The following is a 25,225-nucleotide window of genomic DNA, read 5'->3' as shown; positions in this document are numbered from 1 at the left end:
GTCGATGAGGGTCTACATTCCCGCGACGATCGCGATGTTGCAGAAGTTGGTGGCGGAGCAGGAGCTGGATCCGGTGAGCCGCACCGCTTTTGCCGTGACGCCTGCGCTGCGCGAGGCGTACGCCTCCGGTGACGACGACGAACTGGCGGAGGTGGCGATGACGGAGGCCGCGCGGGCGTCGCTGCGCCTGTTGGCGTCCGAGACGCCGGAGGGGGAGCCGTCGGAGGGTGCGGCCGGGGACGCGTCGACCGCCGTCCCGCACCGCCGGGCGGTGATCGCGGCGGACGTCGAGGACGCGAAGCTGCGGCCCGACCTGGACGACGCCGTGGTGCGCCTGGCGGGCCCGGTGACGATGGCGATGGTGGCGTCGGTGCACGTCGACCTGTCCGAGGCGGAGGCCGCGATCGAGCGGGCCGTCGCGGTGGTGGACGCCGCGGATCTGGGCGACGCGGACGCCGAGTTCGTGCTCGGTGACGCCGAGGATCACGAGCTCGCCTGGTACGCCACGCAGGAACTGCCCTTCCTTCTGGACCTGCTCTGACGATCCGCGTGACAGTTCGCCTTTTCAGCGGGTAACCTACGGCTGCGTAACCTAGGCGAGTGGACGGAAGTTTGATGGGTCTGAGGAAGTGGCTCGAGGGGCCGGCAGCGGAAGTATCCGCGCCGCGCCGGCCTGCGTTGAACATGTTGCGCGGGGCGGTGACTCGGGTGACGACGCCGTTGCTGCCCGACGATTTCCTGCACCTGGCCAACCCGCTCTGGTCGGCGCGGGAACTGCGCGGCCGAGTGGTGGAGGTCCGCAAGGAGACCTCGGATTCGGCGACCCTGGTGATCAAGCCGGGCTGGGGATTCGACTTCGACTACCAGCCGGGCCAGTACATCGGGATCGGCCTGCTGGTCGACGGCCGGTTCCACTGGCGGTCGTACTCGTTGACCTCCCCGCCGAACTGGGAGAACAAACGCATCACCATCGCCGTCAAGGCGATGCCGGAGGGTCAGCTCTCGAGCCACCTGATCAACGGCGTCCCGTCGGGCACCGTCGTCCGGCTGGCGGCCCCGCAGGGCAACTTCGCGCTGCCCGAGCCGCCGCCGGCGAAGATCCTGTTCATCACCGCGGGCAGCGGCATCACCCCGGTGATGGCGATGCTGCGCGCGATGGTCCGTCGCGGCGCCCTGCCGGACGTGGTGCACGTGCATTCCGCGCCGACCGCCGAGGACGTCATGTTCGGCGACGAGATGGCGGAGCTGCACGAGGCGCATCCGAGTTTCGTCTCACACGTCCAGTGCACCCGCACGGGCGGCCGCTTCCAGCTGTCCGACCTGGACGCGCTGTACCCGGACTGGCGTGAGCGTCAGACGTGGGCGTGCGGCCCGACCCAGATGCTCGACGACGTCGAGCGGGTGTGGACCGAGGCGGGCATCGCGGACCGGCTGCACACCGAGCGGTTCACCATCCCGCGTGCGGACACCGCAGGCCAGGGTGGCACCGTCACCTTCGCCAAGTCGGGGCGTTCGGTGGAGATCGACGGCGCGACCACGGTGCTCGAGGCCGGTGAGCAGCTCGGCGTGCAGATGCCGTTCGGTTGCCGGATGGGCATCTGCCAGACCTGTGTGGTGCCGCTGGTCTCGGGTCACATCCGGGACCTGCGGTCCGGCCGTGAGCACAGCGAGGGCGAGCGGGTCCAGACGTGCATCTCCTCGGCCGCCGGCGACTGCACGTTTGATCTCTGAACTGGGCCGGGGCGTCGGTGTCCGATTCGTCTATCGTTGTAACCATGAGCCCGCGGTGACCCCGCCGGTGATCTGATCTAGCTCTACGGAGGGTCCTGGCGATGGCCATCTCGGACATCAAAGAATTTTCACATCTCACCGAGGCGGACGTCGAGGCTCTCGGTCACGAGCTCGACGCCATCCGCCGTGACGTGGAGGACTCACGCGGTGAGCGGGACGCCAGGTACATCCGCGGTGTGATCCGGCTGCAGCGGTTCCTCGAGTTCGGCGGTCGGTTGACGCTCCTCGGCGGCCGTCGGCGTCCGGTCTGGGCGGTCGGCACCACGATGCTGACGCTGGCCAAGATCATCGAGAACATGGAGCTCGGCCACAACGTCGTGCACGGCCAGTGGGACTGGATGAACGACCCGGAGATCCACTCCACCACCTGGGAGTGGGACATGACCGCGTCGTCCTCGCAGTGGAAGCGCGCGCACAACTACTCGCACCACACGTACACCAACGTCGTCGGCATGGACAACGACGTGCAGTTCGGGATCATCCGGATGACCCGGGACGTGCCGTGGCGCCCGATCAACCTGCTCCAGCCCGTCGCGAACGTGGTGCTCGCGAGCGCCTTCGAGTGGGGCATCGCCATGCACGACTGGTCGATCGCGCTGGAGGAGGACCGTAAGCGGGGCGGCGCCAACGTCGACGACATCAACCGCGAGTTCTGGGGGAAGGCCGCCAAGCAGGTGGTCAAGGACTACGTGCTCTTCCCCGTGCTGACGGGACCGGCGTGGAAGCACACGCTGGCCGCCAATGCGACCGCGAACTTCGCCCGGAACCTGTGGGCCTATGCGGTGATCTTCTGCGGGCACTTCCCGGACGGCGCCGAGAAGTTCACCGTCGAGCAGTACCGCCACGAGACCAAGGCCGAGTGGTACCTGCGGCAGATGCTCGGCAGCGCGAACTTCAAGTCGGGCCGGGTGATGGCCTTCATGAGCGGGAACCTGAGCTACCAGATCGAGCACCACCTGTTCCCGGACCTGCCCAGCAACCGGCTGCGCGAGGTCTCGCTGCGGGTGCAGGCGCTGTGCGACAAGTACGACCTGCCGTACACGACGGGATCGTTTGCCAAGCAGTACCTGTTGGCGCTGCGGACCATCCACAAGCTGGCGCTGCCGGACCGGTTCCTCAAGGCCACCTCCGACAACGCCCCGGAGACGTCGTCCGAGCGCAAGTTCGACGACGCCAGGGCGGCGCTCGACCGGCTCCGGACCGAGGTCACGGGTCGTCGGGTGGGGCTGCGGACCGCCCTGCGTCAACTGCGCGAGCGTCGGCGGTAGGCGCCCCGAGCGGGGCCCGCGCCCGGAGCGGTGTTAGCCACGTCACACTCTCGGCGACCGTAACCTACGGCGCCGTAACTTACGGTACGGTAAGTGGCGTTAACTACAACGTCTATCGGCCGGGAGAACAGCGATGGCTATTGCGGACATCAAGGAGTACGCGCACCTCACCGAGGCGGACGTGGAAGCCCTTGGCCGGGAGTTGGACGCGATCCGCCGCGACATCGAGGCCTCGCGCGGCGAGCGGGACGCCAAGTACCTCCGCAACACGATCCGGCTGCAGCGTGGTCTCGAGGTCGGCGCCCGTGCGCTGCTGATCGGCAGCCGCAAGCGTCCGTTGTGGTTGGCGGGCGCCGGCATGCTCGGCGTCGCCAAGATCATCGAGAACATGGAACTCGGCCACAACGTCATGCACGGGCAGTGGGACTGGATGAACGACCCCGAGGTGCACTCGAGCACCTGGGAGTGGGACGTCAACGGCCCGTCCGCGCACTGGAAGCAGACCCACAACTACATCCACCACAAGTACACCAACGTCCTCGGCATGGACGACGACGTGGGATACGGCCTGCTGCGGGTGACGCGCGACCAGCGCTGGAAGCCGTTCAACATGGCGAACGTGCCGTTGAACGCGCTGCTCGCGCTGTTCTTCGAGTGGGGCATCGCCGCGCAGCACCTCGAACTCGGCAAGGTCGCCAAGGGCCGGGTGGACATGGTCGAGTTCAAGCAGAAGCGCGACGAGGTGCTCGAGAAGATCGGCAAGCAGGCGCTCAAGGACTACGTGGTGTTCCCGGCGCTGACCGGCAAGGCGTGGAAGAGCACGCTCACCGCGAACTTCACCGCGAACGTCATTCGAAACGTCTGGACCAACGCGGTGATCTTCTGCGGGCACTTCCCGGACGGCGCGGAGAAGTTCACCAAGGCGGACATCGACAACGAGACGCACGAGCAGTGGTACCTGCGGCAGATGCTGGGCAGCGCGAACATCAGCGGCGGCCGCGTCATGGACTTCATGACCGGCAACCTGAGCTACCAGATCGAGCACCACATCTTCCCCGACCTGCCCTCGAACCGGTACCGCGAGATCGCGGTGAAGGTGCGGGAACTGTGCGACAAGTACGACCTGCCGTACACCACCGGTCCGCTGCTGGTGCAGTACGGGAAGTCGTGGCGGACCATCGCGAAGCTCTCGCTGCCGAACAAGTACCTGGTCGGTACCACGGACGACGCGCCGGAGACGGCGTCGGAGCGCAAGTGGGAGGGCAAGGAGACGGTGCTGACCGTGGATCCGGAGACCGGTCGCAGCCGCGGGTTGCGGACCGCGATCCGCGAGGCCAAGAAGCGTCGCGGCCTGCGGGGCGCACTCCGGCGCAAGCAGTTGGTGTAGCCACCAGTCGGTGTGACGAACGTCGGTCACGAAAGCGCCCCGTCCCCAGTGGAGACGGGGCGCTTTCGTTGCTTGGGATCGTCAGTGTCAGGAGCCGATGACCGACGATCCGAAGTCGAAGAGTGTGCCGAGGATGCTCTTGATGTCGCCGAGGATGGACGATCCGGCGTCGGAACCGTTCTGAATGATGTCTGAACTCATCTGAACTCCTTGTGTCTTGACGGTGAGATGGTGATCTCGAGATGTCTTGACCTGTGAGCTGATTCGAATCAGATTTTGCGCTCGTACAGTGTAAGCACAGGGTCGCGAACGGATGTCGGCGTTCAGCCGGACGTGGCCGGACCGTGATCTTGCGGCCCGGCTACCACGCCTCGTTGGTGCTGAGGGCCACCAACAGCAGGCGCACAGCGCCGACCCGGCGTGCGGCCTCGCCGCCGAGCCGGTCCAGCGCGCACTCGGGGTCGGCCGGCGGGCCGAGGTGCGTGCACCCACGGGGGCAGTCCTCGATGGCCGCGGCCAGGTCCGTGAACGCGCCCATCACGTCGTCCGGCGAGATGTGCGCGAGGCCGAACGACCGGATGCCGGGGGTGTCGACGACCCAGCCGCGGTTGCCCTGCTCCCCGTCGGGAGCAGGCAGCGGCAGCGCCACGGACTGGGTGGAGGTGTGCCGGCCCTTGCCCACCCCGGAGACCACGCCGGTGGCCCGAAATGCGTCTGGGACAAGGCGATTGACCAGTGTGGACTTGCCGACCCCGGAGTGGCCGATCAGAGCGGTGAGCTGGCCGTCCAGCACCTCACGGACGGGCTCGAGCGGGTCGTCCTGGCCCGCGAGCACCACCGGTACGTCCAGGTCCGCGAAGGCCGCGGCGAACTCGGCGTGGTCGGCGAGGTCGCCCTTGGTCAGGCAGAGGATGGGGGACAGTCCGCCGACGTAGGCCGCGACCAGTGCGCGTTCGACGAATCCGGTGCGCGGCGGCGGGTCCGCCAGTGCGACGACGATCAGCAGCTGGGCGGCGTTCGCGACGACGACCCGCTCGTAGGGGTCGGTGTCGTCGGCGGTGCGCCGCAGCACGGTGGCCCGCTCCTCGACGCGCACGATCCGCGCGAGGGTGTCGGTGCGGCCCGAAGTGTCGCCGACGATGCCGACCCGGTCCCCGACGACGATCGGGGTCCGGCCGAGTTCGCGTGCCCGCATTGCCACCACCGGGCGGGTCGGGTCACCGTCGAGCACGCACCCCCACCTGCCGCGGTCGACCGCGACCACCATCGCGCTCTCCGCCGACTTGTGCTCGGGCCGGGTCTTGGTGCGGGGACGGGTCCCCTTGCCCGGGCGCACCCGGACATCGGACTCGTCGTACCGTCGGGTGCTCAGGACGGTGCCCCGATCGGCGTCAGCATCGTCGCCCACAGGTTCTCGAACCCGGGCAGGGTCTTCGCGGTGGTGCCCACGTCCTCGACGTCGACGCCCGGCACCACCAGTCCCAGGATCGCGCCGGCGGTGGCCATCCGGTGGTCGGCGTAGGAACGCCAGGTGCCGGAGCGCAGCGCCCGCGGCTCGATCCGGAGGCCGTCGGCGGTCTCGGTGACGGTGCCACCGAGTCCGTTGATTTCGGCGGAAAGCGCTGCAAGACGGTCGGTTTCATGGCCGCGGAGGTGTGCGATGCCACGCAGGGTGGAGGGGCCGTCGGCCAGCGCGGCCAGCGCGGCCACCGTCGGCGTCAGCTCGCCGACGTCGTGCAGGTCCACGTCGAGGCCGCGCAGGCGCCGCGGTCCGCGGACGGTGAGAGTGCCCTCGCGGAGGGACACCTCGGCGCCCATCGCGGTGAGGATGTCGCGGATGGCGTCACCCGGCTGGGTGGTGGTGGCGGGCCACAGCGGCACGCTCACCGCGCCGCCCGTGACGGCGGCCGCGGCGAGGAACGGGGTGGCATTGGACAGGTCGGGCTCGACGACCCAGTCCACGGCCGTGACGGGGCCGGGCGCGACCCGCCAGGTGTTCGCCTCGCCGTCGGCGGGGGTCTGCACCCGCACGCCGGCCTGCCGGAGCATCTCCACGGTCATGTCGATGTGCGGCATCGAGGGGACCGACTCGCCGTCGTGGTGCACGGTGACGCCCTGCTCGAACCGCGCCGCGCCGAGCAGCAGGCCGGAGACGAACTGCGAGGAGCCGGACGCGTCGATGGTGACCGCGCCGCCGGCCACCGCGCCGCGGCCGCGGACCGTGAACGGGAGTGCGTCGCCGTCGATCTCGACGCCCAGGCCGCGCAGGCCGTCGAGGATGGTGCTCAACGGCCGGCTGCGCGCCTGCTCGTCGCCGTCGAAGGCCACCACGCCGTCGGCCAGCGCCGCGACCGGGGGCAGGAACCGCATCACCGTGCCCGCGAGCCCGCAGTCGACGGTGGCCGCACCCATCGGTCCGGGCGTCACCCGCAGCGTGGTGGCGTCGCCGGACTCCTCGATGCCCACGCCGAGGGCGCGCAGCGCGTCGATCATCAGGTCGGTGTCACGGCTGCGCAGCGCGCCGGTGACGGTGGACGGGCCGTCGGCGAGCGCGGCCAGGATCAGCGCGCGGTTGGTGATCGACTTCGAGCCCGGCAGCGTCACGGACGCGTGCACGGGCGATTCGGCGACGGGTGCTCTCCACAGGCTCACGCGCTCCATCTTCCCGCATCGCCGCCCGGGACGTGTCGGTGGTGCGGCACCTGTCGGTGGTCGGGCACACAATGGGGTGGGAACAGTCGCGGGCGAGGGAGCGTGGGCATGTGCGGTAGGTATGCAACGACGGTGGACCCGGCCCTGCTGGCGGTCGAGTTGGATGCGATCGACGAGACCGTGAGCGGGGGCCGTGAGCCCACCGAGACCTACAACGCGGCGAACTACAACGTGGCGCCGACGGACCCCGTCCTCGCGGTGGTGAGCAGGCACTCGCACGAGCACCCGCACGACGCCCCGACCCGGCGGATCCGGCGGATGCGCTGGGGGCTGGTGCCGCCGTGGACCAAGGCCGAGGAGCCGGGCACCGGCGGTGCCCCGGGGCGGCGCCCGGCGCGGTCGGCGCCGCTGATCAACGCCCGCGCGGACACCGCGGCGAGCAAGCCGGCGTTCCGGGCCGCGCTGCGGAGCACACGCTGCCTGGTGCCGATGGACGGCTGGTACGAGTGGATCACCGAGCCGGCTGGAGCCGGGCCGTCGGGTCCTGGGCGGTCGGGGAAGGTCACGAAGGTCCCGTACTTCATGACCCCGGTCGACGGGTCCCGGCTGCTCGCGGCCGGGCTGTGGTCCGTCTGGCATCCCCCCGGACCCGGCGGCGGGGACGAACCTCCGCTGCTCAGCTGCACGATCCTGACCACCGATTCGGTGGGGGAGTTGCAGCGCGTGCACGACCGGATGCCGCTGGTGCTCGGCGCCGGGCAGTGGGACCGCTGGCTCGACCCGGACTCGGAGCCGGACGCGGAGCTGCTCGCGGGGCCGTCCGCCGCCGAGGTGGCCGGCATCGAGATCCGGCGCGTCTCGCAGCGGGTGAACAGCGTCGCCAACGACGGACCGGACCTGATCGCCCCCGCAGGACCGGTGGGACCGGCGGTGGGCGAGCAGATCAGCCTGCTGTGACCTCGGAGCAGATCAGCCCGCTGTGACCTTGGCGGCGGTGAGCCCGCTGACCTCGGCCAGCAGCTCCAGGGAGCGCAACCAGGCGTCGCGGTCGGGCGCCGAGGACACCACCATCAGTTCGTCGGCGTCGGCCGTCTCGGTGAACCGGTCGAGGTAGTCCCGAACCTGGTCGGGTGTCCCGACCGCGGAGTACCGGGCCATCTGAAGCACCTGCTGACCGGCGGGCGCCTCCAGGATCATGTCGGCCTCCTCCGGGGTGAACCGGCGGCCGCGGCCCAGCAGCAGGCTCACGCGCTTGCGCTTGGCGTCGAGGAACAGCGACTGGGCCTGCTCCTCGTCGTCGGCTGCGATCACGTTGACCCCGGCGATCACGTGCGGCTCGGCCAGTTGCGCCGACGGCTGGAACTCGCGCCGGTAGATCGCCACCGCGTCGCGCAGGGCATTGGGCGCGAAGTGTGAGGCAAACGCGTACGGCAGGCCCAGCGCCGCGGCCAGCTTGGCCCCGAACAGTGACGACCCGAGGATGTACAGCGGCACGTTCGTGCCCTTGCCCGGCGTCGCCTCGATGCCCGGGATCCGGGACGGTCCGGTGAGGTAGCCCTGCAGTTCGAGCACGTCCTGCGGGAACGACTCGGCGGAGCTGGGGTCGCGGCGCAGCGCCCGCATGGTCTGCTGGTCGCTGCCCGGGGCGCGTCCGAGGCCCAGGTCGATCCGTCCGGGGTGCAGCGACTCGAGCGTGCCGAACTGCTCGGCGATGGTCAGCGGGGCGTGGTTGGGCAGCATGATGCCGCCGGCGCCCAGCCGGATCCGTTCGGTGTTCGCGGCGACGTGCGCGATCAGCACGCTGGTCGCCGAGGAGGCGATGGACCGCATGTTGTGGTGCTCGGCGTACCAGATCCGGTTGTAGCCCCAGCGCTCCGCGTGCTGCGCCAGCTGCACGCTGTGGCGGAAGCTCTCGCCTGCGGTCTCGCCCTCGTCGATGTGCGCCAGATCGAGGATGGAGAGGGGGACACTCACGTGGGTACCGACTTTCGTTGTGGAGATGTTCGTTGCGGTGCTGTTCGTTGAGTAGTGCAACGGTGGCGGGCGCGGCGGGTATTCCGGCTCAGCCCGCGGTGATCGGTGCCAGCACCGCCCCGGTGAGGCGGACCAGGTCGGCCGGGTCCAGGTCGATCTCGAGTCCGCGCCGGCCGGCGCTGCAGAGCACCCGGTCCCAGTCGGCGGCCGAGGAGTCGACGACCGTCGCCAGCCGCTTGCGCTGACCGAGCGGGGAGATGCCGCCGAGCACGTAGCCGGTGGACCGCTGCGCGTCCGCGTGGTCGGCCATGACCGCCTTGCCGGCGCCCAGCGCGGCCGCGGCGGCCTTGAGCGAGAGCTTCGCGGGGACCGGCAGCACCGCGACGGCCAGCGCGCCGTCGGAGGTCTTCACCACCAGCGTCTTGAAGATCTGGCCGGGCTGCAGGCCGAGCTGGCCGGCCAGCGCGTCCACCGCCTCGGTGCCGTACGAGGCGCCGGACGGGTCGTGCTGGTAGCTGTGCACCCGGAAGTCGACCTTCGCCTTCGTCAGTGCCTGCGTTGCGGGGGTTGAGGAGCCTGCCATGGCGCCAGCTTAGGTTCGCCGGGAACACGGGATGCGGGGGAGGCGTTGCACCCGGCAAGTGGCGTCACCGAGCTGGCGAGGTCACCACGACGGGATGTCACCGAACGAAGGAGTGCACGTGCCGGTGTTGTGCGAGGAGCGGCCCACGGACCTACGGGTCGCCGCGGTAGCCTTGATCTCTACCTCGATGGAAGGGATCAGCGTGCCTGACGACCGGCCAGAACCAGTTCTCGACGCCAGTCCGGAGGACGAGTCGAGTGAGCAGCTGACCGCGCGCTTCGAGCGCGACGCGCTGCCGCTGCTGGACCAGCTCTACGGTGCGGCGCTCCGGATGACGCGTAACCCGGCGGACGCCGAGGACCTGGTCCAGGAGACCTTCATCAAGGCCTACTCCGCGTTCCGCTCGTTCAAGGCGGGCACGAACCTCAAGGCCTGGCTGTACCGCATCCTCACCAACACCTACATCAACTCCTACCGCAAGAAGCAGCGGCAGCCGGCGCAGTACCCGACCGACGAGATCACCGACTGGCAGCTCGCCGCGACGGCCGAGCACACCTCGACCGGGCTGCGGTCCGCGGAGGTGGAGGCGCTCGACCTGCTGCCCGACGACGACATCAAGGCCGCGTTGCAGGAGCTGCCGGAGGAGTTCCGGATGGCGGTGTACTACGCCGACGTCGAGGGCTTCCCGTACAAGGAGATCGCCGAGATCATGGGCACGCCGATCGGCACCGTGATGTCGCGCCTGCATCGGGGGCGCAAGCAACTGCGCGGACTGCTCGCCGACGTGGCGCGCGAACGTGGATTCAACCGGAGCGGCGCCGCGGCGTCGGCCACAGACCAGGAGCAGGAGGCGTCCCGGTGAGCGAGCAGGACGAATTCGAGCAGTTGGACTGCTCCGCGGTGATCGCGGACGTGTGGCTGATGCTCGACAACGAGTGTGACCACGCCACCCGCGCCCGGCTGCAACGGCACATCGAGGACTGCGGGTCCTGCCTGGCCGCCTACGGCATCGAGGAGAAGGTGAAGTCGCTGGTCAACCGCAAGTGCGGCGGCGACCACGCCCCGGACGGGCTGCGCCCCCCCCCCCCCCCCCCCCCCCCCCCCCCCCCGGGGTGGGTGGGCTCAGCTCCCGAAGAACAGTTCGGCGGAGCCCGCGGGGCTACCGGGGAGCTGGCAGGCGAGTGCGCAGGTCACGGTGACGCCCGTCGGGGACCATTTGAGGGGCTCGAGGCCGTCGGCTTGGACCCACAGCGAGGCCTTGATGTTCGACGGGGATGCGTTACCAGCCCAGTCGCAGCCCACGGCGAATCCTCCGCTTGCGTTCCTGAATTCACGGACGGTGTCGTACATGACGGTTGTTCCTGCTGCAGGGTCGACGGTCCATGACCCGGCCGCCGGGTACTCGCCGTCGTCATATGGCATTGACTCGGTCACCCGCTCACCCGAATCGTTCGTGTACGTCACGGTTCCGGACTTGGCCGTCGTCCACGTGTTGTAGCAGCCCTTCAGATCCCAGATGGATTCGTCGATCCCGGTAACCTGGCGTGCCGGGCCGTCGGTTGCGGAGACTGTGGTGCGGTAGTGGACCTGATCGCCGATGAATCCGACGTCGCTGCCGATGATTTCGTGGGTGACGGTGAGATTGTCGTGGGTTGTGGTCGCGCGCATGGTGTCCGCGGCCGACCCTGCGTCGGCCGATTGGGCGGCGGCGATGCCGGTGACGCCGGCGGCGAGCAGTGCGGTGGCCGCGGCGGTGACGGCGAGGCGGGCGACGGTGCGTCGGCGGGTGTGGGGCACTGGTTCTCCTGGGTGAGTGGTTGTCCGTGGACTGTCGGGAGCTGGGTGCCGGGGACACAGAAACATACCGATTGGTCTCCCGGCTCCGGCGTGGAACGCTAGCCCGTTTGCGATGGTCGGGCGGGCGAATTGACGGATTCGCCGTGGCCCAGGTGAGGGGGTCGAGGCTGTCTCGCGGAGGTGTGGCTGATGCTCGACAACGAGTGTGACCACGCCACCCGTGCCCGGCTGCGGATCCAGCTGCGTCAGACCACGATCRTCACCMGSATCGACCCCGGACGGCTGGGCGTCACCCGTCGGTCGGGTGTCACCGGCGAGACGAGGCGCCCGGACGAATCCGGGCGCCTCGCCTCGTCTGGCAGCGGGGGTCAGCTCTGCGAGGTGAGCGCTTCGAAGGGGACGAGGATCGGGGCGAGCGGCCAGAGGCCCGAGCAGTCGAGGATGCAGGCGGCCTGTACCCCGGTCGGGTTCCAGTCGAGGGTGCCCAGGCCGGTGGCGTCGACGGTCACCGAGCTGTTCACGGCCTCCAGGTCGACGCACGGGCCGGGGCAGGGCGTCGTGGGACCGAGGCCCACGGTCGGGTTGGTCCACGTGTAGGTGGTCTCGTGGACGACGGTGGCGCCCGTGCCGGCGTCGACCGGCCACGACCCGGTGACGGTGCCGATGCCGGACGGAGCCAGGGCGTCGGTGACCCGTGCACCCGTCGCGTCGGTGTAGGTGAGCTTTCCCGAGACCTCGGTGAGAAGCGTGCCGGTGTGCGGCTTCTCGATGAGCTCCTTGATGCGCGTGACGGTGCGCGCGGGGCCGTCGACAGCGGAGACCGTGGTGCGGAAGGTGAGGGTCTCGCCGGCGTGCCCGGTGTTCTTGCCGACGATCTCGCGGGTAACCGAGAGGTTGCCGTGCGCCTTGGTGGCGGTCGTGGTGAGGTCGGGGTTGTTCACCGTGGAGCCGAGGCCGTTGAGCAGGTCTGCCGATCCGGCGGCACCGGCGACGCCGGTGCCGGTGAGAAGCAGGACGGTGGCCGTCGCCGCGGCGGCGGCGAGGCGGGTGAGGGTGACGAGGGGCATGCAGCGTTCTCCGATTCGGGTTGAGTGCCGTGGTCGAGCGCGGGCGGCCAGTACTTCCCTACGGAGCACGATGTCTGAGGCGAATCGTTCCGGCTGGTCCGCGACTGTGCGCGGATCAGCGTATGGGAGCGGCGACCGATCGGTGACGAAACGTGGAAATTGTTCTGTTAAACGGTTATTCGCCGTGCGTAGTGCCGCGGCGCCAAGTGGTCGGTGTGATGCGGCTACGCCCGGACGGACTGCGCGGGCGCTCGCGGATCCAGCTGTGCACCACCACGATCATCACCAGGATCGACCCCGACCAGTAGGGGAACGCATGACGAGGGCCGCCCGGGAAGTTGTCTCGGGCGGCCCTCGGTTCGTCATTCGGCTATGAGCCCACACTTTCGAGTAGGTCGAGGATGTACATCAAGGCCGGGGCCAGTGGGGTCACAACGGCTTTGAGGGCTTCCGTTTCGTCTGCCGTGGATCCGGACGGCGGGCACAGATCACCACCGCATACGTCCGTGACGGGCAGGCTGGCTGCGGCGGTGCCGGTTCCTGCGACGATGCCGCCGGTGAGCAGTGCGGTGGCCGCGAGGACCGACGCGAGACGTCGGACCGCGGGGCGGGTCGGTGAGGACATGGGTCTCCGTTCTCAGGCGAATTCGGGATGCGGGCCGGGGCGGGGAGGGTGATCGCCCACGTTGTGGCCATCGTATGGATGGCCGGCCTGCCCTGTCGGTAAATGTGAAAACTGTTGTGTCTAGTGATATTTCGCCTATCAAGAGCCGGATGCAGGGCGGGGCGTCGACTGAGAACCATGACTATCATCGTCATGGTTGCGACCGATCCGGGCGCCTTGCTCCGCATCGACGGCGAGGGCCGCCCGGGAAGCTGTCTCGGGCGGCCCTCGTTCGTCATTCGGCTAGCGAGCCTGTGTTGTTGAAAATGGATTTGTAGGCAGACAGCAACGGCACCAGCACTGGGTTGAGAATGGCTGCAGTGGCCTCCCGCAATGCAATTTCCGCGGATCCTTGTGGGCCGTGGCAGGGGTAGTACTGACCCTCGCAATCGTCGGTGACGGGCAGGCTGGCTGCGGCGGTGCCGGCTCCTGCGACGATGCCGCCGGTGAGCAGTGCGGTGGCCGCGAGGACCGACGCGAGACGTCGGACCGCGGGGCGGGTCGGTGAGGACATGGGTCTCCGTTCTAGGGTGAGCTCGGGACGCGGGGCAGGGCGGGGAGATTGATCCCCCGCCCACGTTGTGGCCATCGTATGGATGGCTGGCCTGCCTCACCGTAGAATATGAAAACTGTTGTTTCTAATGATATTTCACCGATCAAGGGCCGGGTACAGGGCGGGCGGCATGGACCGTGAACCATGACTATCATCGTCATGGTCGCGACCGATCCGGGCGCCTTGCTCCGCATCGACGGCGAGGGCCGCCCGGGAAGCTGTCTCGGGCGGCCCTCGTTCGTCATTCAGCTAGTGAGCCTGTGTTGTTGAAAATGGATTTGTAGGCAGACAGCAACGGCACCAGCACCGGGTTGAGAACGGCTGTAGTGGCCTCCCGCATTGCAATTTCCGCGGATCCGGGCGGCTGTCCGCAGCCGCCGCACACGTCCGTGACGGGCAGGCTGGCTGCGGCGGTGCCGGTTCCTGCGACGATGCCGCCGGTGAGCAGTGCGGTGGCCGCGAGGACCGACGCGAGACGTCGGACCGCGGGGCGGGTCGGTGAGGACATGGGTCTCCGTTCTGGGGTGAGTTCGGGGCGCAAGCCGGGGTGGGAGATTGATCCCCCGGCCATGCTGTGGCCATCGTATGGATGACCGTCCTGCCTGGCCGGAAATTGTGAAAACTGTTGTGTCTAACGGTATTTAGACGACAGAAGCCGGAGCTGGCTGGGTCAGCTCTCGAACGGGCCCCTGTGGAGGCTGCCGAGGGAGGTGGTCATCAGGGGCCAGTCCAGGGTGCCCAGCCCGGTGACGTCGATACCGACGCCGGTGTAGGTCACCCCGTCCCCCATGGAGGGCCTGCCGCTGAAATCCATCCACTGGTAGGTGATCTCGAAGACGACAGTGGCGCCGGAGTCGGCGGAGATCGGCCAGCCGGCGCTCGACACCTCCATTCCCCTTGGGTCGGTTCGCCTGACGCCGTCGTATGTCGCGCCCACATGAATCGGAGTGACCGCCTCGGTGGTCCGGGTGCCGTCCGCGTCGGTGTAGGTGAGCTTCGCCGTGCTCGGGACGTAGAACATGAGTTGCTCGCGTTCGATGATTCTGGTGACCTGCCCTGCCGGGCCGGCCCTGCCGTAGCGGAGATCGTCGTCCTGAAAGTGATCTTGTCGCCCGCGTAGCCCGAGTTGGGGCCGATGACCTCCCGGGTGACCGATACGTTCTCCGCGGTGCGTGTCGCGGTGGGGATCAGCTCGGGATGATTCGGGGCGCCGATGCCGAAGTCCGAGGAGCCGATGGCGCCCGCGGTACCGGCGCCGGCGACCAGGCCGGAGGCGAGCAGACCAGTGGCGGCCAAGGCTGTGACGAGGCGGCGGGCCGTCGGGCGGGTGAGCAGGGACGGGCGGGGCATCGGATCTCCGTTCGGCAGCGGAAGGGCGAGGGGTTCGAGTCGGAATCGCGCGGCCGCACGACCGGGCGGTTGTCTGGTGCGCTCTCGACCGTTGGTCAGGAAACCGCCCGTTCGGCAGACACGACGAGGGCCGGGGCATGCAGCGGTGCCCCGGCCCTCGTGTATCGCATCCTCGGGACACTTCGTCCGCCCGCGGCAAGGCGGTGGAGCAGTTGCGCGAGGCGGTCCGCCCTGGATAAATGAGGTAGTGCCCTGACATTCAATCTCGTTGTGGATCACGGCATTTCGATGCCCAGTGGTTCAGCTGCCGGACCGTTGGCCGATGAACTCGAATGCGTCGAACAGCCTCCACACGCAGTACTGCTCGCAACCGGCGAGGGCGCCCATCGTGGTCCAGCCGACGGTGCCGAGCCCGGTGACGTCGAGGGCGACGCCGGTGTCGAGTCGCGTGGTGGGGAACATCGTGAGGTTGACGACGTTGTTGTCGGTCCACCGGTAGGTGATCTCGTAGACCAGTGTGGCGCCGGACTCGGCGGAGATCGGCCAGCCGGGGCCCGAGGCCGCCAGGGAGTCGAAGCCGTCTGCCGAGGTGGTCCTGGCGGGTGTGACGGCCTCGGTCGTCCGGGTGCCGTCGGCGGCGGTGTAGGTGATCTTCGCGCTGCCGGGTACGTAGACCTGGACGTGGCTGGGCAGATCGGCTATCCGGGTGACCAGACGGTCCGGTGCCGCCGTCGCGGCGACGGTGGTGCGGTAGGTCACGGTGTCGCCGGGCAGGCCCGTGTTGTCGCCGATCACTTCCCGGGTGGCGGAGACGTTCTCGACCGTGCGGGTGGCGGCGCGAGGAAGGTCGGGATTGTTGCTCGAGGACCCGGTGGCAGCCACCAGGTCGGTGGATCCGGTCGTCAGGCCGGAGGATCCGGCGGTGAGGTCGGCAGATCCGGTGGCCTCGCCGAGAAGGATCGCCGACCCGGTGGCCCCCGAGGTGCCGGCGCCGGCTGCGAGTCCACCGGCGAGCACCGCGGCGGTGGCCACCGCCGCGGTGAGGCGGCGCAGGCGGGGGCGGACCATAGTTGTTGACGAGAGGGGCACGGGCCTCCAATCGAGGGCAGGTGACGCGACCTTACGGTGCCCCGGCCTTCTGGGTGTTGCTACCTACGACGCGTCAGGCGTTGGGACGCTTGCCGTGGTTGGCCTTGTTGCCCTTACGGCTGCGCTTCTTGCGACCACGCTTACCCATGGTTGTCTCCTTCCCTCAGATCTCGCTCCGGGACATTCTCCCACGTGTGGTTGGCTGTACTTCACTGACGGTCGATACAAGCGAGGTGCTCGATGGCGGAAGATGTGCGTGCGGAGATGGTTTCCACCGTCTACCAGGTCGTTGTCGCCGAAGGCGACGAGGTCAAGGAGGGTGACACCCTCGTGATCCTGGAGTCGATGAAGATGGAGATTCCGGTGCTCGCGGAGGTGCCGGGCACGGTCACCTCGCTCGGCGTGACGGTGGGCGACGTGATCCAGCAGGGCGACCTGATCGCCGTCATCTCCTGACCCGACGCACTCGACGATGTCTACTCTCAGTGACCTGCTGGCCGAGCACACCGACCTGCCCGGCGAGGCGGTGGACCACCTGCAGCGGGTGGTAGGGGAGTGGCAGCTGCTGGCCGACCTGTCCTTTGCCGACGTACTGCTCTGGGTCGCCACCGACCGCGACGACCCGGACGCGCCCGGCGTGGGTGAGGTGGTGTGCGTCGCGCAGTGCCGGCCGACCACCGCGCCGACCGCCTTCGCGGAGGACGCCGTCGGTTCGGTGGTCTCGGACGACGAGCACCCACACGTGCGCCAGGCCTTCGAGGAGTGGCGGATCGTCCGCGTCGACGACGACCCCGCCGCGGAGGGGACCCCGGTTCGCCGCGAGGCCGTGCCGGTCCGCTGCGCCGGCGAGGTCATCGCCGTCCTGAGCCGCGACACCAACCCCACTCAGAAGCGGCAGTCCAGCCCGCTCGAGGTCGCCTACCTCGACTGCGCGGGGGAACTGTGCCAGATGATCAGCGAGGGCACGTTCCCGACGCCCGAGGAGCACAGCGAGATCCTGTCGAGTCCGCGGGCGGGTGACGGGTTCATCCGGCTCGACACCGACGGGACGGTCATCTACGCCAGCCCGAACGCGCTGTCCGCGTACCACCGGATGGGGCTGACCACGACGAGTCTGAAGAGCCGCGACCTGCCGGCGGTGATGAGGACCCTGATCACCGACCCGTTCGACGCCCAGTACATCGCCGACGACATCCGCGGCGCGCTCGAGGGCAAGGCCGGCAAGCGGATGGAGGTGGAGGCGCGGGGCGCCACCGTGTTGCTGCGCACCCTGGTGCTGCGCCCGGGCGGGCAGCCGTCGGGTGCGGTGGTGCTGATCCGCGACGTCACGGAGGTCAAGCGCCGGGACCGGGCGTTGCTGAGCAAGGATGCCACCATCCGGGAGATCCACCACCGGGTGAAGAACAACCTGCAGACGGTGGCGGCGCTGCTGCGGCTGCAGGCCAGGCGCACCAACAACGAAGAGGCCCGTCAGGCACTGAGCGAGTCGGTCCGCAGGGTCAGTTCGATCGCGCTGGTGCACGACACGCTGTCGATGTCGGTCGACGAGGAGGTCAACCTCGACGAGGTCGTCGACCGGCTCACCCCGATCATGGCCGACGTCGCGGTGGTGGGGAGCCCCGTGCAGATCCGACGGGAGGGCAGCTTCGGCGTCTTCCCGGCCGAACGGGCCACCCCGCTGGTGATGGTGCTGACGGAACTGGTCCAGAACGCCATCGAGCACGCCTTCGACCCGGGAGTGCCGGGGACCGTGACGATGATCGTGCGGCGCTCGGCCCGCTGGCTGGACGTGGTCATCCACGACGACGGGAAGGGGCTGCCGCCGGGGTTCAGCCTGGAAGGCTCCGACCGGCTGGGGCTGCAGATCGTCCGCACCCTGGTCTCGGCGGAACTGGGTGGATCGGTGGGCCTGGAGCCGGCCGAGGGCAGCGGCACCGACGCGTCGCTCCGGGTGCCGTTGGGTCGACGCGCCGGCCGGTCATGAGGAGCGGCCCCGGCTGAGGAACGCCGGCGGTTTGAGCCACCAAGACGGCAGGGCCCCGGAGACGACTTAGGCCCGGCACCACCAGGTGCCGGGCCCATTCGTATACTGCTGGTCAGACCGCGCTGCGTGCCCGGGTGCGCGCGTTGCGACGCTTGAGAGCGCGACGCTCGTCCTCGCCCATGCCGCCCCAGACGCCCGCGTCCTGGCCGGACTCGAGGGCCCAGGACAGGCAGTCGGCGGTCACGGGGCAGCGGTTGCACACCAGCTTGGCGTCCGCGATCTGCGCGATGGCCGGGCCACTGTTTCCCACGGGGAAGAACAGTTCCGGGTCCTCGTCGCGACAGATTGCATTGTGGCGCCAGTCCATGGCTCTGCTCCTTTACACGGGTGCGTTCGGCACCGCTTCGTTTCGTATCGCATCGTTCATGCGCTCGGTGGACATTGTTTCCACGCTGTTGCTTGTGAATGCTTTCACGAACACGCTGGAAGTCAATAGAATTTGACCACTCCGTGGGGTAACTCACTCTACGTTTGCCGCAGCTGTGGTGTGCGTTACTTTCTACCCCGCGCGAGGCGGTAATGCACTAGTAGCGTAGAATTTCCTTTGAACTTTGTCCGGTCGGACAGTCCGTCAGGCCCGGCTGGGGGCAATCTCGTCACGCTCGGCTGGGGGCAATGACCGTCAGGGCGTCCGGCACCGAGACGAACTCCACTTCGCTGCGCATCCCGATGTAGTCGCCGTCCATCTGCAGGCCGATCGGCGCGGTCGCGACGATTCGCACCCGGGACACATCGTCGGTCCGAAAAAGCTTGCGGGACTTCGGTTGTGAGCCCGGGGTCAGCATCTGCCGGATCAGTCGCAGGGTGGTCGTGACGCTCGTCGTCCGCATCGCGAAGACGCCGAGGCCGGTCTCGAACGTGGTCTCCGGGTTGACCCGGACCGGCCGCGCATTCAGGTACGTCCACGGGCTCGAATTGGACACGAAGGCGTAGTGCACGCCGTCGACCGGTTCGTGCCCCGGGGTGTGCACCGTCAGCGTCGGCGCGACGCGGCGGTTGCGCAGGAAGGCGCGGAGGGCGGTGCGGACATACCGGCCCGGCGTCGCCGCGTGCCCATTGGCGCGGCTCGCGTCGATGGCCTCGCACACCTGGGCGTCGAATCCCATTCCGGCATTGAAGGTGAACCAGCGGCCGTCACAGTGGCCGAGCCCGACGCGTCGACGCTCCCGCAGTTCGAGCAGTTCGATCAGCTGGTTCGTCGCGACCACCGGGTCGGCGTCGATGCCGAGGGAACGGGCGAACACATTCGCGGACCCGCCAGGCACGACGGCGACCAGCGGCGTCGGCCCGAAGGTCACCGCGCTCATGGTGTCGGGTTCCGGTACGCCGAGAAGGCCGTTGATCACCTCGTTCACGGTCCCGTCGCCGCCGTGCACGATGATCAGCCGGACGCCCTCGAGGGATGCCCGCCGCGCGAGCTCCGCGGCGTGACCGCGATGTGTGGTCGTCACCACCCGGACCTCGACCCGGCTCGACAGCGCATGCGCGAGCAGGTCGCGGGCCGCGGGAGTGGTGGAAGTCGCATTGGGGTTGACGATCAGCAGCGCACGCACGGGTAGCAACCCTAGCCCGGCTAGGCTGGCCGCGTGTCCGAGCAACCGTCGTCCGTCTCACCCGTCCTGCCGAACACCGTCCGTTGGGCGGGTGTGCTGGTGACCCTGGAGGGGGTCGTCGCGCTGGTACTGGCCGCGATCCTGGTCGTGCGCGGCCTGCTGGGACACGACCAGAGCATTGCCAGCAGCTACGGCACCGCCGCCTGGGCGGGCATCCTCGGCGGTGGTGTGCTCGCCGGCGGCATCGCGCTGCTGCGGGGGCGCCGCTGGGGTCGCTCCCTCGCCGTGCTTGCCCAGCTGCTGCTGCTGCCGGTGGTGTGGTCGTTGATGACCGGCTCCGACCAGCCGGTCTACGGCACCTTGTTGGGCCTTGTGGTGGTGCCCGCGCTGCTGCTGTTGTTCAGCGGCCCGACCAGCCGCTGGATGGCCGCGGCGTACGGGGTCGACGAGGAGTTCGGAGAGAAGGACGCCGACTAGCGTCCGCCGAGCGCCGCGAGCGGGGCGCCGGAGAGCCGGTAGGTGGTCCACTCGTCCTGCGGCTGCGCGCCGAGCGAGTCGTAGAACTCGATCGACGGCGTGTTCCACTTCAGCACCGCCCAGCTCATCCGCGAGTAGCCGCGGTCCACGCACTCGCGGGCCAGTGCCGTCAGCAGCGCCTTGCCGTGCCCGGCACCGCGGAACTCGGGCAGCACGAACAGGTCCTCGAGGTAGATCCCGTGCACGCCGTCCCAGGTGGAGAAGTTCAGGAACCACAGGGCCAGCCCGACCACCTTGCCGGAATCCTCGGCGACGTGGCAGAACGCCGCGGGTGCGTCGCCGAACAGAGCCGTGGCGATCTGCTCCTCGGTGACCGTGCACTCGTGCCGGGCCTTCTCGTACTCGGCGAGGTCGTAGATCAGGCCGGTGACGGCCGTGACGTCGTCGGGGGTGGCCCGCCGGATCATGTCTTGCCTGCTTTCTGCTCGGGTGCCGGCTGCTGTTCGGTCGCCGGGTCAGGTGAGGTTGTGGGAGACGACCTGCTGGACGCCGTGTTCGAAACCGAGCACGGAGACCGCGCCGGGGAACATGCCGAACCGGCTGCCGGCCGCGACGGGCAGGCCCGCCCAGCGCGCCAGCAGGGCGCGGGAGAAGTGGCCGTGCCCGACCAGGACCACGTCCCGGTCGTCGAGTCGTGAGAGCGCGATGGCCAGCACCATGTCGGCCCGGGCAGCCACGGTGTCGGCGGGCTCGCCGCCCGGGCACGGGTGGGTCCAGACGGTCCACTGCGGGACCTGCTCGCGGATCTGCGGCGTCGTCAGGCCCTCGTACTGCCCGTAGTCCCACTCGGCCAGCGCGTCCCACTCGCGGGCGTCGAGACCGGCGAGTTCCGCCGTCCGTACGGACCGCTGCCGGGGGCTGGAGAGCACCAGCGGGTCACGCAGGCCGAGCGCGGCCACCCGCGCCCCCGCTCGCCGGGCCTGCTCCTGGCCGGCGGTGGTCATCGGGACGTCGGTGCGGCCGGTGTGGCGGCCGGTGCGCGACCACTCCGTCTCGCCGTGCCGGAGCAGGACGATGCGGGGGTCGGCGACGGTCATGGACTCGATGATGCCAGGGCCGTGAGGTGCCAGCGCTCGCCACCCGGCGTGAATTGCGCAAAGATCACAGCCGTGACAACTGTGCTCGCTGTGGCGAATCAAAAGGGTGGGGTCGCCAAGACGACCACGGTGGCGTCTCTGGGGGCGGCTTTGGCCGCGCTCGGACGCAAGGTGTTGGTGGTCGACCTCGACCCGCAGGGCTGCCTGACCTTCTCGTTGGGGCACAACCCCGACCGGTTGGAGTCGTCGGTGCACGACGTGCTGACCGGCGAGGTGTCCCTGCGTGAGGTGATCCTGCCGACCTCCGAAGGGCTGTCGCTGGCGCCCGCGACCATCGACCTGGCCGGCGCGGAGGCGGTGCTGCTGATGCGCCCGGGGCGTGAGTTCGCGCTCAAGCGCGCCATCGCGACGCTGGACGGCGATTTCGACACCGTGCTGATCGACTGCCCGCCGTCCCTCGGCGTGCTCACCCTCAACGGCCTGACCGCGGCGGACGCCGTGCTGGTGCCGTTGCAGTGCGAGACGCTGGCGCACCGCGGCGTCGGACAGCTGCTGCGGACGGTCAGCGAGGTCCAGCAGATCACCAACCCGAACCTGCAGCTGCTCGGTGCCCTGCCGACCCTGTACGACGCGCGCACCACCCACAGCCGGGACGTGCTCTCCGACGTCGCGGACCGCTACGATCTGCCGGTCCTGGCGCCGCCGATCCCACGGACCGTGAAGTTCGCGGAGGCGACGGCCTCCGGAGCGACGGTACTGGCCGGCCGAAAGTCCAAGGGAGCGCAGGCTTATCGCGAGTTGGCCCGGCAGTTGACGGCGCACTGGGACACGGGCGCGGCGCTCGAGACGTTCAACCCGGCGGGCTAGCCGGCGCTCGCGGCTCGGCTCGGGCTTGGCTCGGGCTTGGCTCGGGCTTGGCTCGGCTCAGTGCAGCGCGACGACCTCGTCGCCGCGCTGCTCGAGGAGCAGCGACCCGAGCGCGGCGGACCTGATCGGTTCGCCCGCGCCGGTCGGTGCGGGCGAGCGGTCCACCGGGATGCGGTGGATCTGGGCGCCGGTGGCGGAGTCGAGCACGGCGACGGCGTCGGCAACCGGCACCAGGATCTGGCCGGCCATCGCGGTGCCGGGGCCGAGCGCTCCGTCGAACGTCCAGGTCGGCGTCAAATCTGTTGTGCGCAAAGCAATCACGCGTGAACCGGTCCACCATGTGAAGGTGGATCCGACCTTGACGGCCACAGCGGTGGGGGACACCTCGCCGGCAACCGGGAACTGGTCCACGATCGCGCCGGTGCCGTCGTAGACCCCGATCCGTCCGCCGCTGCCGGGAGCCGAGGCCGGCCCCGGGGGCAGGTACAGCGCGGTGCGGTCGCCGGAGACCGCGATCACCCGGACGCCCTCGCCGGCGTCGTCGAGCAGGGTGGTGCCGTACTCCTCGGGCTCGGTGTTGTCCTTGGGGGCCGGGTTCTGCACGCTCAGCCGGGCCGCCGCCTCGTCCGGGCACCGCTCGACCACCGCGAGGCGGCCGCTGCTCGAGCCGGAGGAGAGGAGTTCGCACCCGGTGCGCGGCTGCGCCTTCGGGTTCACCGGCGCGGCCACCCGCCCGTACTCGAGGGTGCGGACCAGGTCGGAACGCCACACCTCCAGCCGGGTGGAGCCGCGGGCCGTTGCGTAGGTGCCGTCCTCGGAGAGCGTCACCACGTCGTCGGCTTCGCTGTTGCGCTGGGCCTCACGGGTTCCGGTCGAGCCGTCGAGCTGGGTGACCTGGCCGCAGCCGGACCGGTCCCGGTACACCGCGACGGCGGTGTTCCAGGCCCCGATCGCGCCGCACAGCGGCATGTCCCGCCGGTAGTGCCAGATCTCGTCGCCGGTCGCGCGGTCGCGCCCGGTGACGGTGCCGTCGTCGGCGGTGACGACGGCACCGCCCGCGACGATCGGGGCGGTGGTGGCGCCGCTGGCGGCGCGCCAGGCCTCGGTCAGGGACTCGGGCACGGACAGTGCCGAGTCGGCCGGGGTGGCCGGCGTCCGCGCGGTGACCGAGGTGGTACCCCGGGCATCGCTACGGAGCCAGATCACCCCGGCCGCGAGCAGCACAACGAGCGCGATCGCGCCGGCGGCCAACAGGTCGACGCGGGTGCGCCGCTCGGGTGCGAGCATCGGCAGTCGGTTACTCCGAGGCTGCGACTGCGGTGGCCGCGCCCGCCGCCGCGGCGGGCTTGCGGCGACGACGCCGACGCCGAGCGGGGGCGGTGCCGTCGCCGGACGGCGCGGTGGTGTCCGTGGCCGGAGCGTCGGAAACCGCTGCGGCAGCGTTGGTCTCGTCGGTGCTGCGTCCGCCGCGGGTGCGCTTGCGGGGGTGGGCGCGACGCGGCCGCTCCGACTTCTCGGCCGTCTCGGCGGAACGCGTCGCGGTCGAGCTGGTCTCGTCGGTGGACTCGGACTCGGCGCGCTCGGCCTTCTGCCGGCGGACCGTGCCCTTCGCGCCTGCCGGGATGGCCAGGTCCGTGTACAGGTGCTCGGAGCTGGAGTACGTCTCGACGGGGTCCGGCATGCCCAGGTTGAGGGCCTTGTCGATCAGCTGCCAGCGGGGGATGTCGTCCCAGTCGACCAGGGTGACCGCGATGCCGGTGCGGCCCGCGCGGCCGGTGCGGCCGATCCGGTGCACGTAGGTCTTCTCGTCCTCGGGGCACTGATAGTTGATGACGTGCGTGACGTCGTCGATGTCGATGCCGCGGGCGGCCACGTCGGTGGCGACCAGGACGTCGACCTTGCCGGTCCGGAAGCCTTTGAGCGCCTTCTCGCGGGCGACCTGGCCGAGGTCGCCGTGCACGGCGCCGACCGAGAAGCCGCGCTCCGCGAGGTCGTCGGCGACCTTCTGCGCGGTCCGCTTGGTGCGGGTGAAGATCATGGTGGCGCCGCGGCCCTCGGCCTGCAGCACGCGGGCGACCATCTCGGCCTTGTCCAGCGCGTGCGCGCGGTAGACGTGCTGGGTGGTGCGGTCGTGCACGGCGGAGGACTCGGGCTCCTCGGCGCGGATGTGCGTCGGCTGCGTCAGGAAGGTGCGCGCGAGGGTGATGATCGGGCCCGGCATGGTGGCCGAGAACAGCATCGTCTGACGCTTGGTGGGGACCATGCCGAGGATCCGCTCGATGTCCGGCAGGAAGCCGAGGTCGAGCATCTCGTCGGCCTCGTCGAGCACCAGGACGCCGACCTTGCCCAGGATCAGGTGGCCCTGCTTGGCCAGGTCGAGCAGGCGGCCCGGGGTGCCGACGACGACGTCGACGCCCTTCTGGAGTGCGGCGATCTGGGTCTCGTACGGGCGTCCGCCGTAGATCGAGAGCACCTCGAGCTTGCGGTCACCGGCCGCGAGGTACTTGCTCGCGTTGACCAGGTCCTCGGTGACCTGGACGCACAGCTCGCGGGTCGGCACGATGATCAGCGCGCGGGGGGTGCCGTCGAGCGTCGCGGTCCCGGTGTCGCCGGTCGCGATGCGGTGCAGCAGCGGCACGCCGAAGCCGAAGGTCTTGCCCATGCCGGTGCGGGCCTGGCCGATCAGGTCGTCGCCGGCCAGCGCGAGCGGCAGCGTCAGTTCCTGGATGGCGAAGGTGCGGTCGATGCCGATCTCGGCGAGGGCCCGGACGATCTCGTCGCGGACGCCGAGTTCGGCGAAGGTGGGGGCAATGTGCGTCTCGTCGAGCTGGGCGGACAACGTTGTTTCGGTCGCGTCGTCTTCGTGGTCGATAGTGATCTTGCTCAGGGGTCTGGCCTTCCTCGTTGGCACGCGCGCACGAGCTTGGGGGCCAGGCCGGGTGTCGGCCGATGTCGGTGCCCTCGTCCGTGAGTCGCGCTTCCTGCTGCCAGCGGGGAGATCACGGGGATCTC

27 protein-coding genes and 1 pseudogene are annotated in these 25,225 nt (G+C 69.6%); 11 read left to right on the top strand and 17 right to left on the bottom strand.

All coding sequences use genetic code 11. The annotated features are described in order from the left end of the window. Window positions 1–4 precede the first annotated feature (4 nt). The 4 genes from AC1DWC_RS16875 (at window position 5) to AC1DWC_RS16860 (ending at window position 4,446) form a co-directional block, all read left to right on the top strand. On the top strand, window positions 5–541 hold the full coding sequence (locus tag AC1DWC_RS16875; protein ID WP_477909821.1) for a DUF6912 family protein: 537 nt from the start codon (window positions 5–7) through the stop codon (window positions 539–541). Window positions 542–615: 74 nt separating this feature from the next. Further along, window positions 616–1,731: a ferredoxin reductase gene (locus AC1DWC_RS16870; protein ID WP_477909820.1), complete on the top strand. Its 1,116-nt coding sequence runs from the start codon at window positions 616–618 to the stop codon at window positions 1,729–1,731. Between the two features lie 101 nt (window positions 1,732–1,832). Further along, window positions 1,833–3,059, top strand: a complete 1,227-nt coding sequence (locus AC1DWC_RS16865) for a fatty acid desaturase family protein (protein WP_477909818.1) — start codon at window positions 1,833–1,835, stop codon at window positions 3,057–3,059. A gap of 133 nt (window positions 3,060–3,192) precedes the next feature. Beyond that, window positions 3,193–4,446, top strand: a complete 1,254-nt coding sequence (locus tag AC1DWC_RS16860) for a fatty acid desaturase family protein (protein WP_477909816.1) — start codon at window positions 3,193–3,195, stop codon at window positions 4,444–4,446. 361 nt (window positions 4,447–4,807) lie between these two features. Here the strand turns inward: AC1DWC_RS16860 and rsgA are convergent, their stop codons facing one another. Next, complete coding sequence (rsgA, locus tag AC1DWC_RS16855) at window positions 4,808–5,854, bottom strand: ribosome small subunit-dependent GTPase A (RefSeq protein ID WP_477840776.1); 1,047 nt, start codon at window positions 5,852–5,854, stop codon at window positions 4,808–4,810. Further along, on the bottom strand, window positions 5,815–7,107 hold the full coding sequence (gene aroA / locus AC1DWC_RS16850) for a 3-phosphoshikimate 1-carboxyvinyltransferase (protein WP_477909814.1): 1,293 nt from the start codon (window positions 7,105–7,107) through the stop codon (window positions 5,815–5,817). The genes rsgA and aroA overlap by 40 nt, the downstream gene beginning before the upstream one ends. A gap of 99 nt (window positions 7,108–7,206) precedes the next feature. Here aroA and AC1DWC_RS16845 point away from each other — a divergent pair, with 99 nt between their 5' ends. Beyond that, on the top strand, window positions 7,207–8,055 hold the full coding sequence (locus tag AC1DWC_RS16845; protein WP_477909812.1) for an SOS response-associated peptidase: 849 nt from the start codon (window positions 7,207–7,209) through the stop codon (window positions 8,053–8,055). A 12-nt stretch (window positions 8,056–8,067) separates the two neighbouring features. On the opposite strand, the gene AC1DWC_RS16840 is transcribed toward AC1DWC_RS16845, so the two are convergent. Together AC1DWC_RS16840 and ybaK are read right to left on the bottom strand one after the other, a co-directional pair. Then, window positions 8,068–9,072, bottom strand: coding sequence for an LLM class flavin-dependent oxidoreductase (locus tag AC1DWC_RS16840; RefSeq protein WP_477909810.1), 1,005 nt, complete (start codon window positions 9,070–9,072; stop codon window positions 8,068–8,070). 88 nt (window positions 9,073–9,160) lie between these two features. Then, window positions 9,161–9,655, bottom strand: a complete 495-nt coding sequence (gene ybaK / locus AC1DWC_RS16835) for a Cys-tRNA(Pro) deacylase (RefSeq protein WP_477909808.1) — start codon at window positions 9,653–9,655, stop codon at window positions 9,161–9,163. A gap of 187 nt (window positions 9,656–9,842) precedes the next feature. Between ybaK and AC1DWC_RS16830 the strand changes: the two genes are divergently transcribed. Together AC1DWC_RS16830 and rsrA are read left to right on the top strand one after the other, a co-directional pair. Beyond that, entirely contained in the window at window positions 9,843–10,517 is a 675-nt protein-coding gene (locus AC1DWC_RS16830; RefSeq protein ID WP_477909841.1) for a sigma-70 family RNA polymerase sigma factor, read from the top strand. Then, window positions 10,514–10,732, top strand: a pseudogene (gene rsrA, locus AC1DWC_RS16825) (mycothiol system anti-sigma-R factor); the annotation flags it as partial. The gene AC1DWC_RS16830 and the pseudogene rsrA, both read left to right, overlap by 4 nt. A 45-nt stretch (window positions 10,733–10,777) precedes the next feature. Here rsrA and AC1DWC_RS16820 read toward each other — a convergent pair. The 7 genes from AC1DWC_RS16820 to AC1DWC_RS16790 all read right to left on the bottom strand — a co-directional run bounded on the left by AC1DWC_RS16820 (window position 10,778) and on the right by AC1DWC_RS16790 (window position 16,323). Then, window positions 10,778–11,452 (bottom strand): hypothetical protein, encoded by a 675-nt coding sequence (locus AC1DWC_RS16820; protein ID WP_477909843.1) that lies wholly within the window; start codon window positions 11,450–11,452, stop codon window positions 10,778–10,780. A 368-nt stretch (window positions 11,453–11,820) separates the two neighbouring features. After that, window positions 11,821–12,519 (bottom strand): hypothetical protein, encoded by a 699-nt coding sequence (locus AC1DWC_RS16815; protein WP_477909806.1) that lies wholly within the window; start codon window positions 12,517–12,519, stop codon window positions 11,821–11,823. Between the two features lie 899 nt (window positions 12,520–13,418). After that, on the bottom strand, window positions 13,419–13,697 hold the full coding sequence (locus tag AC1DWC_RS16810) for a hypothetical protein (RefSeq protein ID WP_477909804.1): 279 nt from the start codon (window positions 13,695–13,697) through the stop codon (window positions 13,419–13,421). Window positions 13,698–13,977: 280 nt separating this feature from the next. Then, entirely contained in the window at window positions 13,978–14,244 is a 267-nt protein-coding gene (locus tag AC1DWC_RS16805; RefSeq protein WP_477909802.1) for a hypothetical protein, read from the bottom strand. A gap of 162 nt (window positions 14,245–14,406) precedes the next feature. Beyond that, on the bottom strand, window positions 14,407–14,757 hold the full coding sequence (locus tag AC1DWC_RS16800) for a hypothetical protein (protein WP_477909800.1): 351 nt from the start codon (window positions 14,755–14,757) through the stop codon (window positions 14,407–14,409). 629 nt (window positions 14,758–15,386) lie between these two features. Then, window positions 15,387–16,154 carry a hypothetical protein gene (locus AC1DWC_RS16795; RefSeq protein WP_477909798.1) on the bottom strand — a complete coding sequence of 256 codons (768 nt, stop codon included), beginning with the start codon at window positions 16,152–16,154 and terminating at the stop codon, window positions 15,387–15,389. A 94-nt stretch (window positions 16,155–16,248) separates the two neighbouring features. Continuing rightward, a complete protein-coding gene (locus tag AC1DWC_RS16790; protein ID WP_095413260.1) occupies window positions 16,249–16,323 on the bottom strand; it encodes a 50S ribosomal protein bL37 in 75 nt (24 codons plus the stop codon). Window positions 16,324–16,415: 92 nt separating this feature from the next. Here AC1DWC_RS16790 and AC1DWC_RS16785 point away from each other — a divergent pair, with 92 nt between their 5' ends. Both AC1DWC_RS16785 and AC1DWC_RS16780 read left to right on the top strand, forming a co-directional pair. Then, window positions 16,416–16,631, top strand: coding sequence for a biotin/lipoyl-binding carrier protein (locus tag AC1DWC_RS16785; protein ID WP_477840800.1), 216 nt, complete (start codon window positions 16,416–16,418; stop codon window positions 16,629–16,631). Between the two features lie 16 nt (window positions 16,632–16,647). Beyond that, window positions 16,648–18,159, top strand: a complete 1,512-nt coding sequence (locus tag AC1DWC_RS16780) for a sensor histidine kinase (RefSeq protein WP_477909796.1) — start codon at window positions 16,648–16,650, stop codon at window positions 18,157–18,159. Between the two features lie 112 nt (window positions 18,160–18,271). On the opposite strand, the gene AC1DWC_RS16775 is transcribed toward AC1DWC_RS16780, so the two are convergent. Both AC1DWC_RS16775 and AC1DWC_RS16770 read right to left on the bottom strand, forming a co-directional pair. After that, window positions 18,272–18,526, bottom strand: coding sequence for a WhiB family transcriptional regulator (locus AC1DWC_RS16775; RefSeq protein WP_072843582.1), 255 nt, complete (start codon window positions 18,524–18,526; stop codon window positions 18,272–18,274). Between the two features lie 289 nt (window positions 18,527–18,815). Then, the gene (locus AC1DWC_RS16770) at window positions 18,816–19,772 is read right to left on the bottom strand and encodes a diacylglycerol/lipid kinase family protein (RefSeq protein WP_477909794.1); all 957 of its coding nucleotides are present in this window, start codon (window positions 19,770–19,772) and stop codon (window positions 18,816–18,818) included. Between the two features lie 33 nt (window positions 19,773–19,805). Here AC1DWC_RS16770 and AC1DWC_RS16765 point away from each other — a divergent pair, with 33 nt between their 5' ends. Continuing rightward, window positions 19,806–20,249, top strand: coding sequence for a hypothetical protein (locus AC1DWC_RS16765; RefSeq protein WP_477909792.1), 444 nt, complete (start codon window positions 19,806–19,808; stop codon window positions 20,247–20,249). Here AC1DWC_RS16765 and AC1DWC_RS16760 read toward each other — a convergent pair. Both AC1DWC_RS16760 and AC1DWC_RS16755 read right to left on the bottom strand, forming a co-directional pair. Further along, the gene (locus AC1DWC_RS16760) at window positions 20,246–20,716 is read right to left on the bottom strand and encodes an N-acetyltransferase family protein (RefSeq protein WP_477909790.1); all 471 of its coding nucleotides are present in this window, start codon (window positions 20,714–20,716) and stop codon (window positions 20,246–20,248) included. The two genes, AC1DWC_RS16765 and AC1DWC_RS16760, sit on opposite strands and share 4 nt — an antisense overlap. Before the next feature lie 48 nt (window positions 20,717–20,764). Then, the gene (locus AC1DWC_RS16755; RefSeq protein WP_477909788.1) at window positions 20,765–21,346 is read right to left on the bottom strand and encodes an acid phosphatase; all 582 of its coding nucleotides are present in this window, start codon (window positions 21,344–21,346) and stop codon (window positions 20,765–20,767) included. A 72-nt stretch (window positions 21,347–21,418) separates the two neighbouring features. On the opposite strand from AC1DWC_RS16755, the gene AC1DWC_RS16750 reads away from it, so the two are divergent. After that, window positions 21,419–22,213, top strand: coding sequence for a ParA family protein (locus tag AC1DWC_RS16750; RefSeq protein WP_477909786.1), 795 nt, complete (start codon window positions 21,419–21,421; stop codon window positions 22,211–22,213). 57 nt (window positions 22,214–22,270) lie between these two features. Here AC1DWC_RS16750 and AC1DWC_RS16745 read toward each other — a convergent pair whose 3' ends face one another. Together AC1DWC_RS16745 and AC1DWC_RS16740 are read right to left on the bottom strand one after the other, a co-directional pair. Then, window positions 22,271–23,500, bottom strand: coding sequence for an Rv3212 family protein (locus AC1DWC_RS16745; protein ID WP_477909784.1), 1,230 nt, complete (start codon window positions 23,498–23,500; stop codon window positions 22,271–22,273). A gap of 10 nt (window positions 23,501–23,510) precedes the next feature. Beyond that, window positions 23,511–25,124, bottom strand: a complete 1,614-nt coding sequence (locus tag AC1DWC_RS16740; RefSeq protein WP_477909782.1) for a DEAD/DEAH box helicase — start codon at window positions 25,122–25,124, stop codon at window positions 23,511–23,513. Window positions 25,125–25,225 lie beyond the last annotated feature (101 nt).

This window comes from Rhodococcus sp. P4_C10 (genome assembly GCF_056402135.1).
Note: the sequence above shows the minus strand (reverse complement) of the source record. Positions and strands in the feature narration are given on the sequence as shown.

Coding starts and splice junctions, on each gene's coding strand:
- AC1DWC_RS16785 (WP_477840800.1), top strand. CDS start 16,416: ATGGCGGAAGATGTGCGTGCGGAGATGGTTTCCACCGTCTACCAGGTC.
- AC1DWC_RS16860 (WP_477909816.1), top strand. CDS start 3,193: ATGGCTATTGCGGACATCAAGGAGTACGCGCACCTCACCGAGGCGGAC.
- AC1DWC_RS16745 (WP_477909784.1), bottom strand. CDS start 23,500: ATGCTCGCACCCGAGCGGCGCACCCGCGTCGACCTGTTGGCCGCCGGC.
- ybaK (WP_477909808.1), bottom strand. CDS start 9,655: ATGGCAGGCTCCTCAACCCCCGCAACGCAGGCACTGACGAAGGCGAAG.
- AC1DWC_RS16875 (WP_477909821.1), top strand. CDS start 5: ATGAGGGTCTACATTCCCGCGACGATCGCGATGTTGCAGAAGTTGGTG.
- AC1DWC_RS16755 (WP_477909788.1), bottom strand. CDS start 21,346: ATGACCGTCGCCGACCCCCGCATCGTCCTGCTCCGGCACGGCGAGACG.
- AC1DWC_RS16870 (WP_477909820.1), top strand. CDS start 616: ATGGGTCTGAGGAAGTGGCTCGAGGGGCCGGCAGCGGAAGTATCCGCG.
- AC1DWC_RS16800 (WP_477909800.1), bottom strand. CDS start 14,757: ATGTTCTACGTCCCGAGCACGGCGAAGCTCACCTACACCGACGCGGAC.
- AC1DWC_RS16830 (WP_477909841.1), top strand. CDS start 9,843: ATGGAAGGGATCAGCGTGCCTGACGACCGGCCAGAACCAGTTCTCGAC.
- AC1DWC_RS16815 (WP_477909806.1), bottom strand. CDS start 12,519: ATGCCCCTCGTCACCCTCACCCGCCTCGCCGCCGCCGCGGCGACGGCC.
- AC1DWC_RS16805 (WP_477909802.1), bottom strand. CDS start 14,244: ATGTCCTCACCGACCCGCCCCGCGGTCCGACGTCTCGCGTCGGTCCTC.
- AC1DWC_RS16795 (WP_477909798.1), bottom strand. CDS start 16,154: ATGGTCCGCCCCCGCCTGCGCCGCCTCACCGCGGCGGTGGCCACCGCC.
- AC1DWC_RS16845 (WP_477909812.1), top strand. CDS start 7,207: ATGTGCGGTAGGTATGCAACGACGGTGGACCCGGCCCTGCTGGCGGTC.
- AC1DWC_RS16775 (WP_072843582.1), bottom strand. CDS start 18,526: ATGGACTGGCGCCACAATGCAATCTGTCGCGACGAGGACCCGGAACTG.
- AC1DWC_RS16865 (WP_477909818.1), top strand. CDS start 1,833: ATGGCCATCTCGGACATCAAAGAATTTTCACATCTCACCGAGGCGGAC.
- AC1DWC_RS16760 (WP_477909790.1), bottom strand. CDS start 20,716: ATGATCCGGCGGGCCACCCCCGACGACGTCACGGCCGTCACCGGCCTG.
- aroA (WP_477909814.1), bottom strand. CDS start 7,107: ATGGAGCGCGTGAGCCTGTGGAGAGCACCCGTCGCCGAATCGCCCGTG.
- AC1DWC_RS16810 (WP_477909804.1), bottom strand. CDS start 13,697: ATGTCCTCACCGACCCGCCCCGCGGTCCGACGTCTCGCGTCGGTCCTC.
- AC1DWC_RS16780 (WP_477909796.1), top strand. CDS start 16,648: ATGTCTACTCTCAGTGACCTGCTGGCCGAGCACACCGACCTGCCCGGC.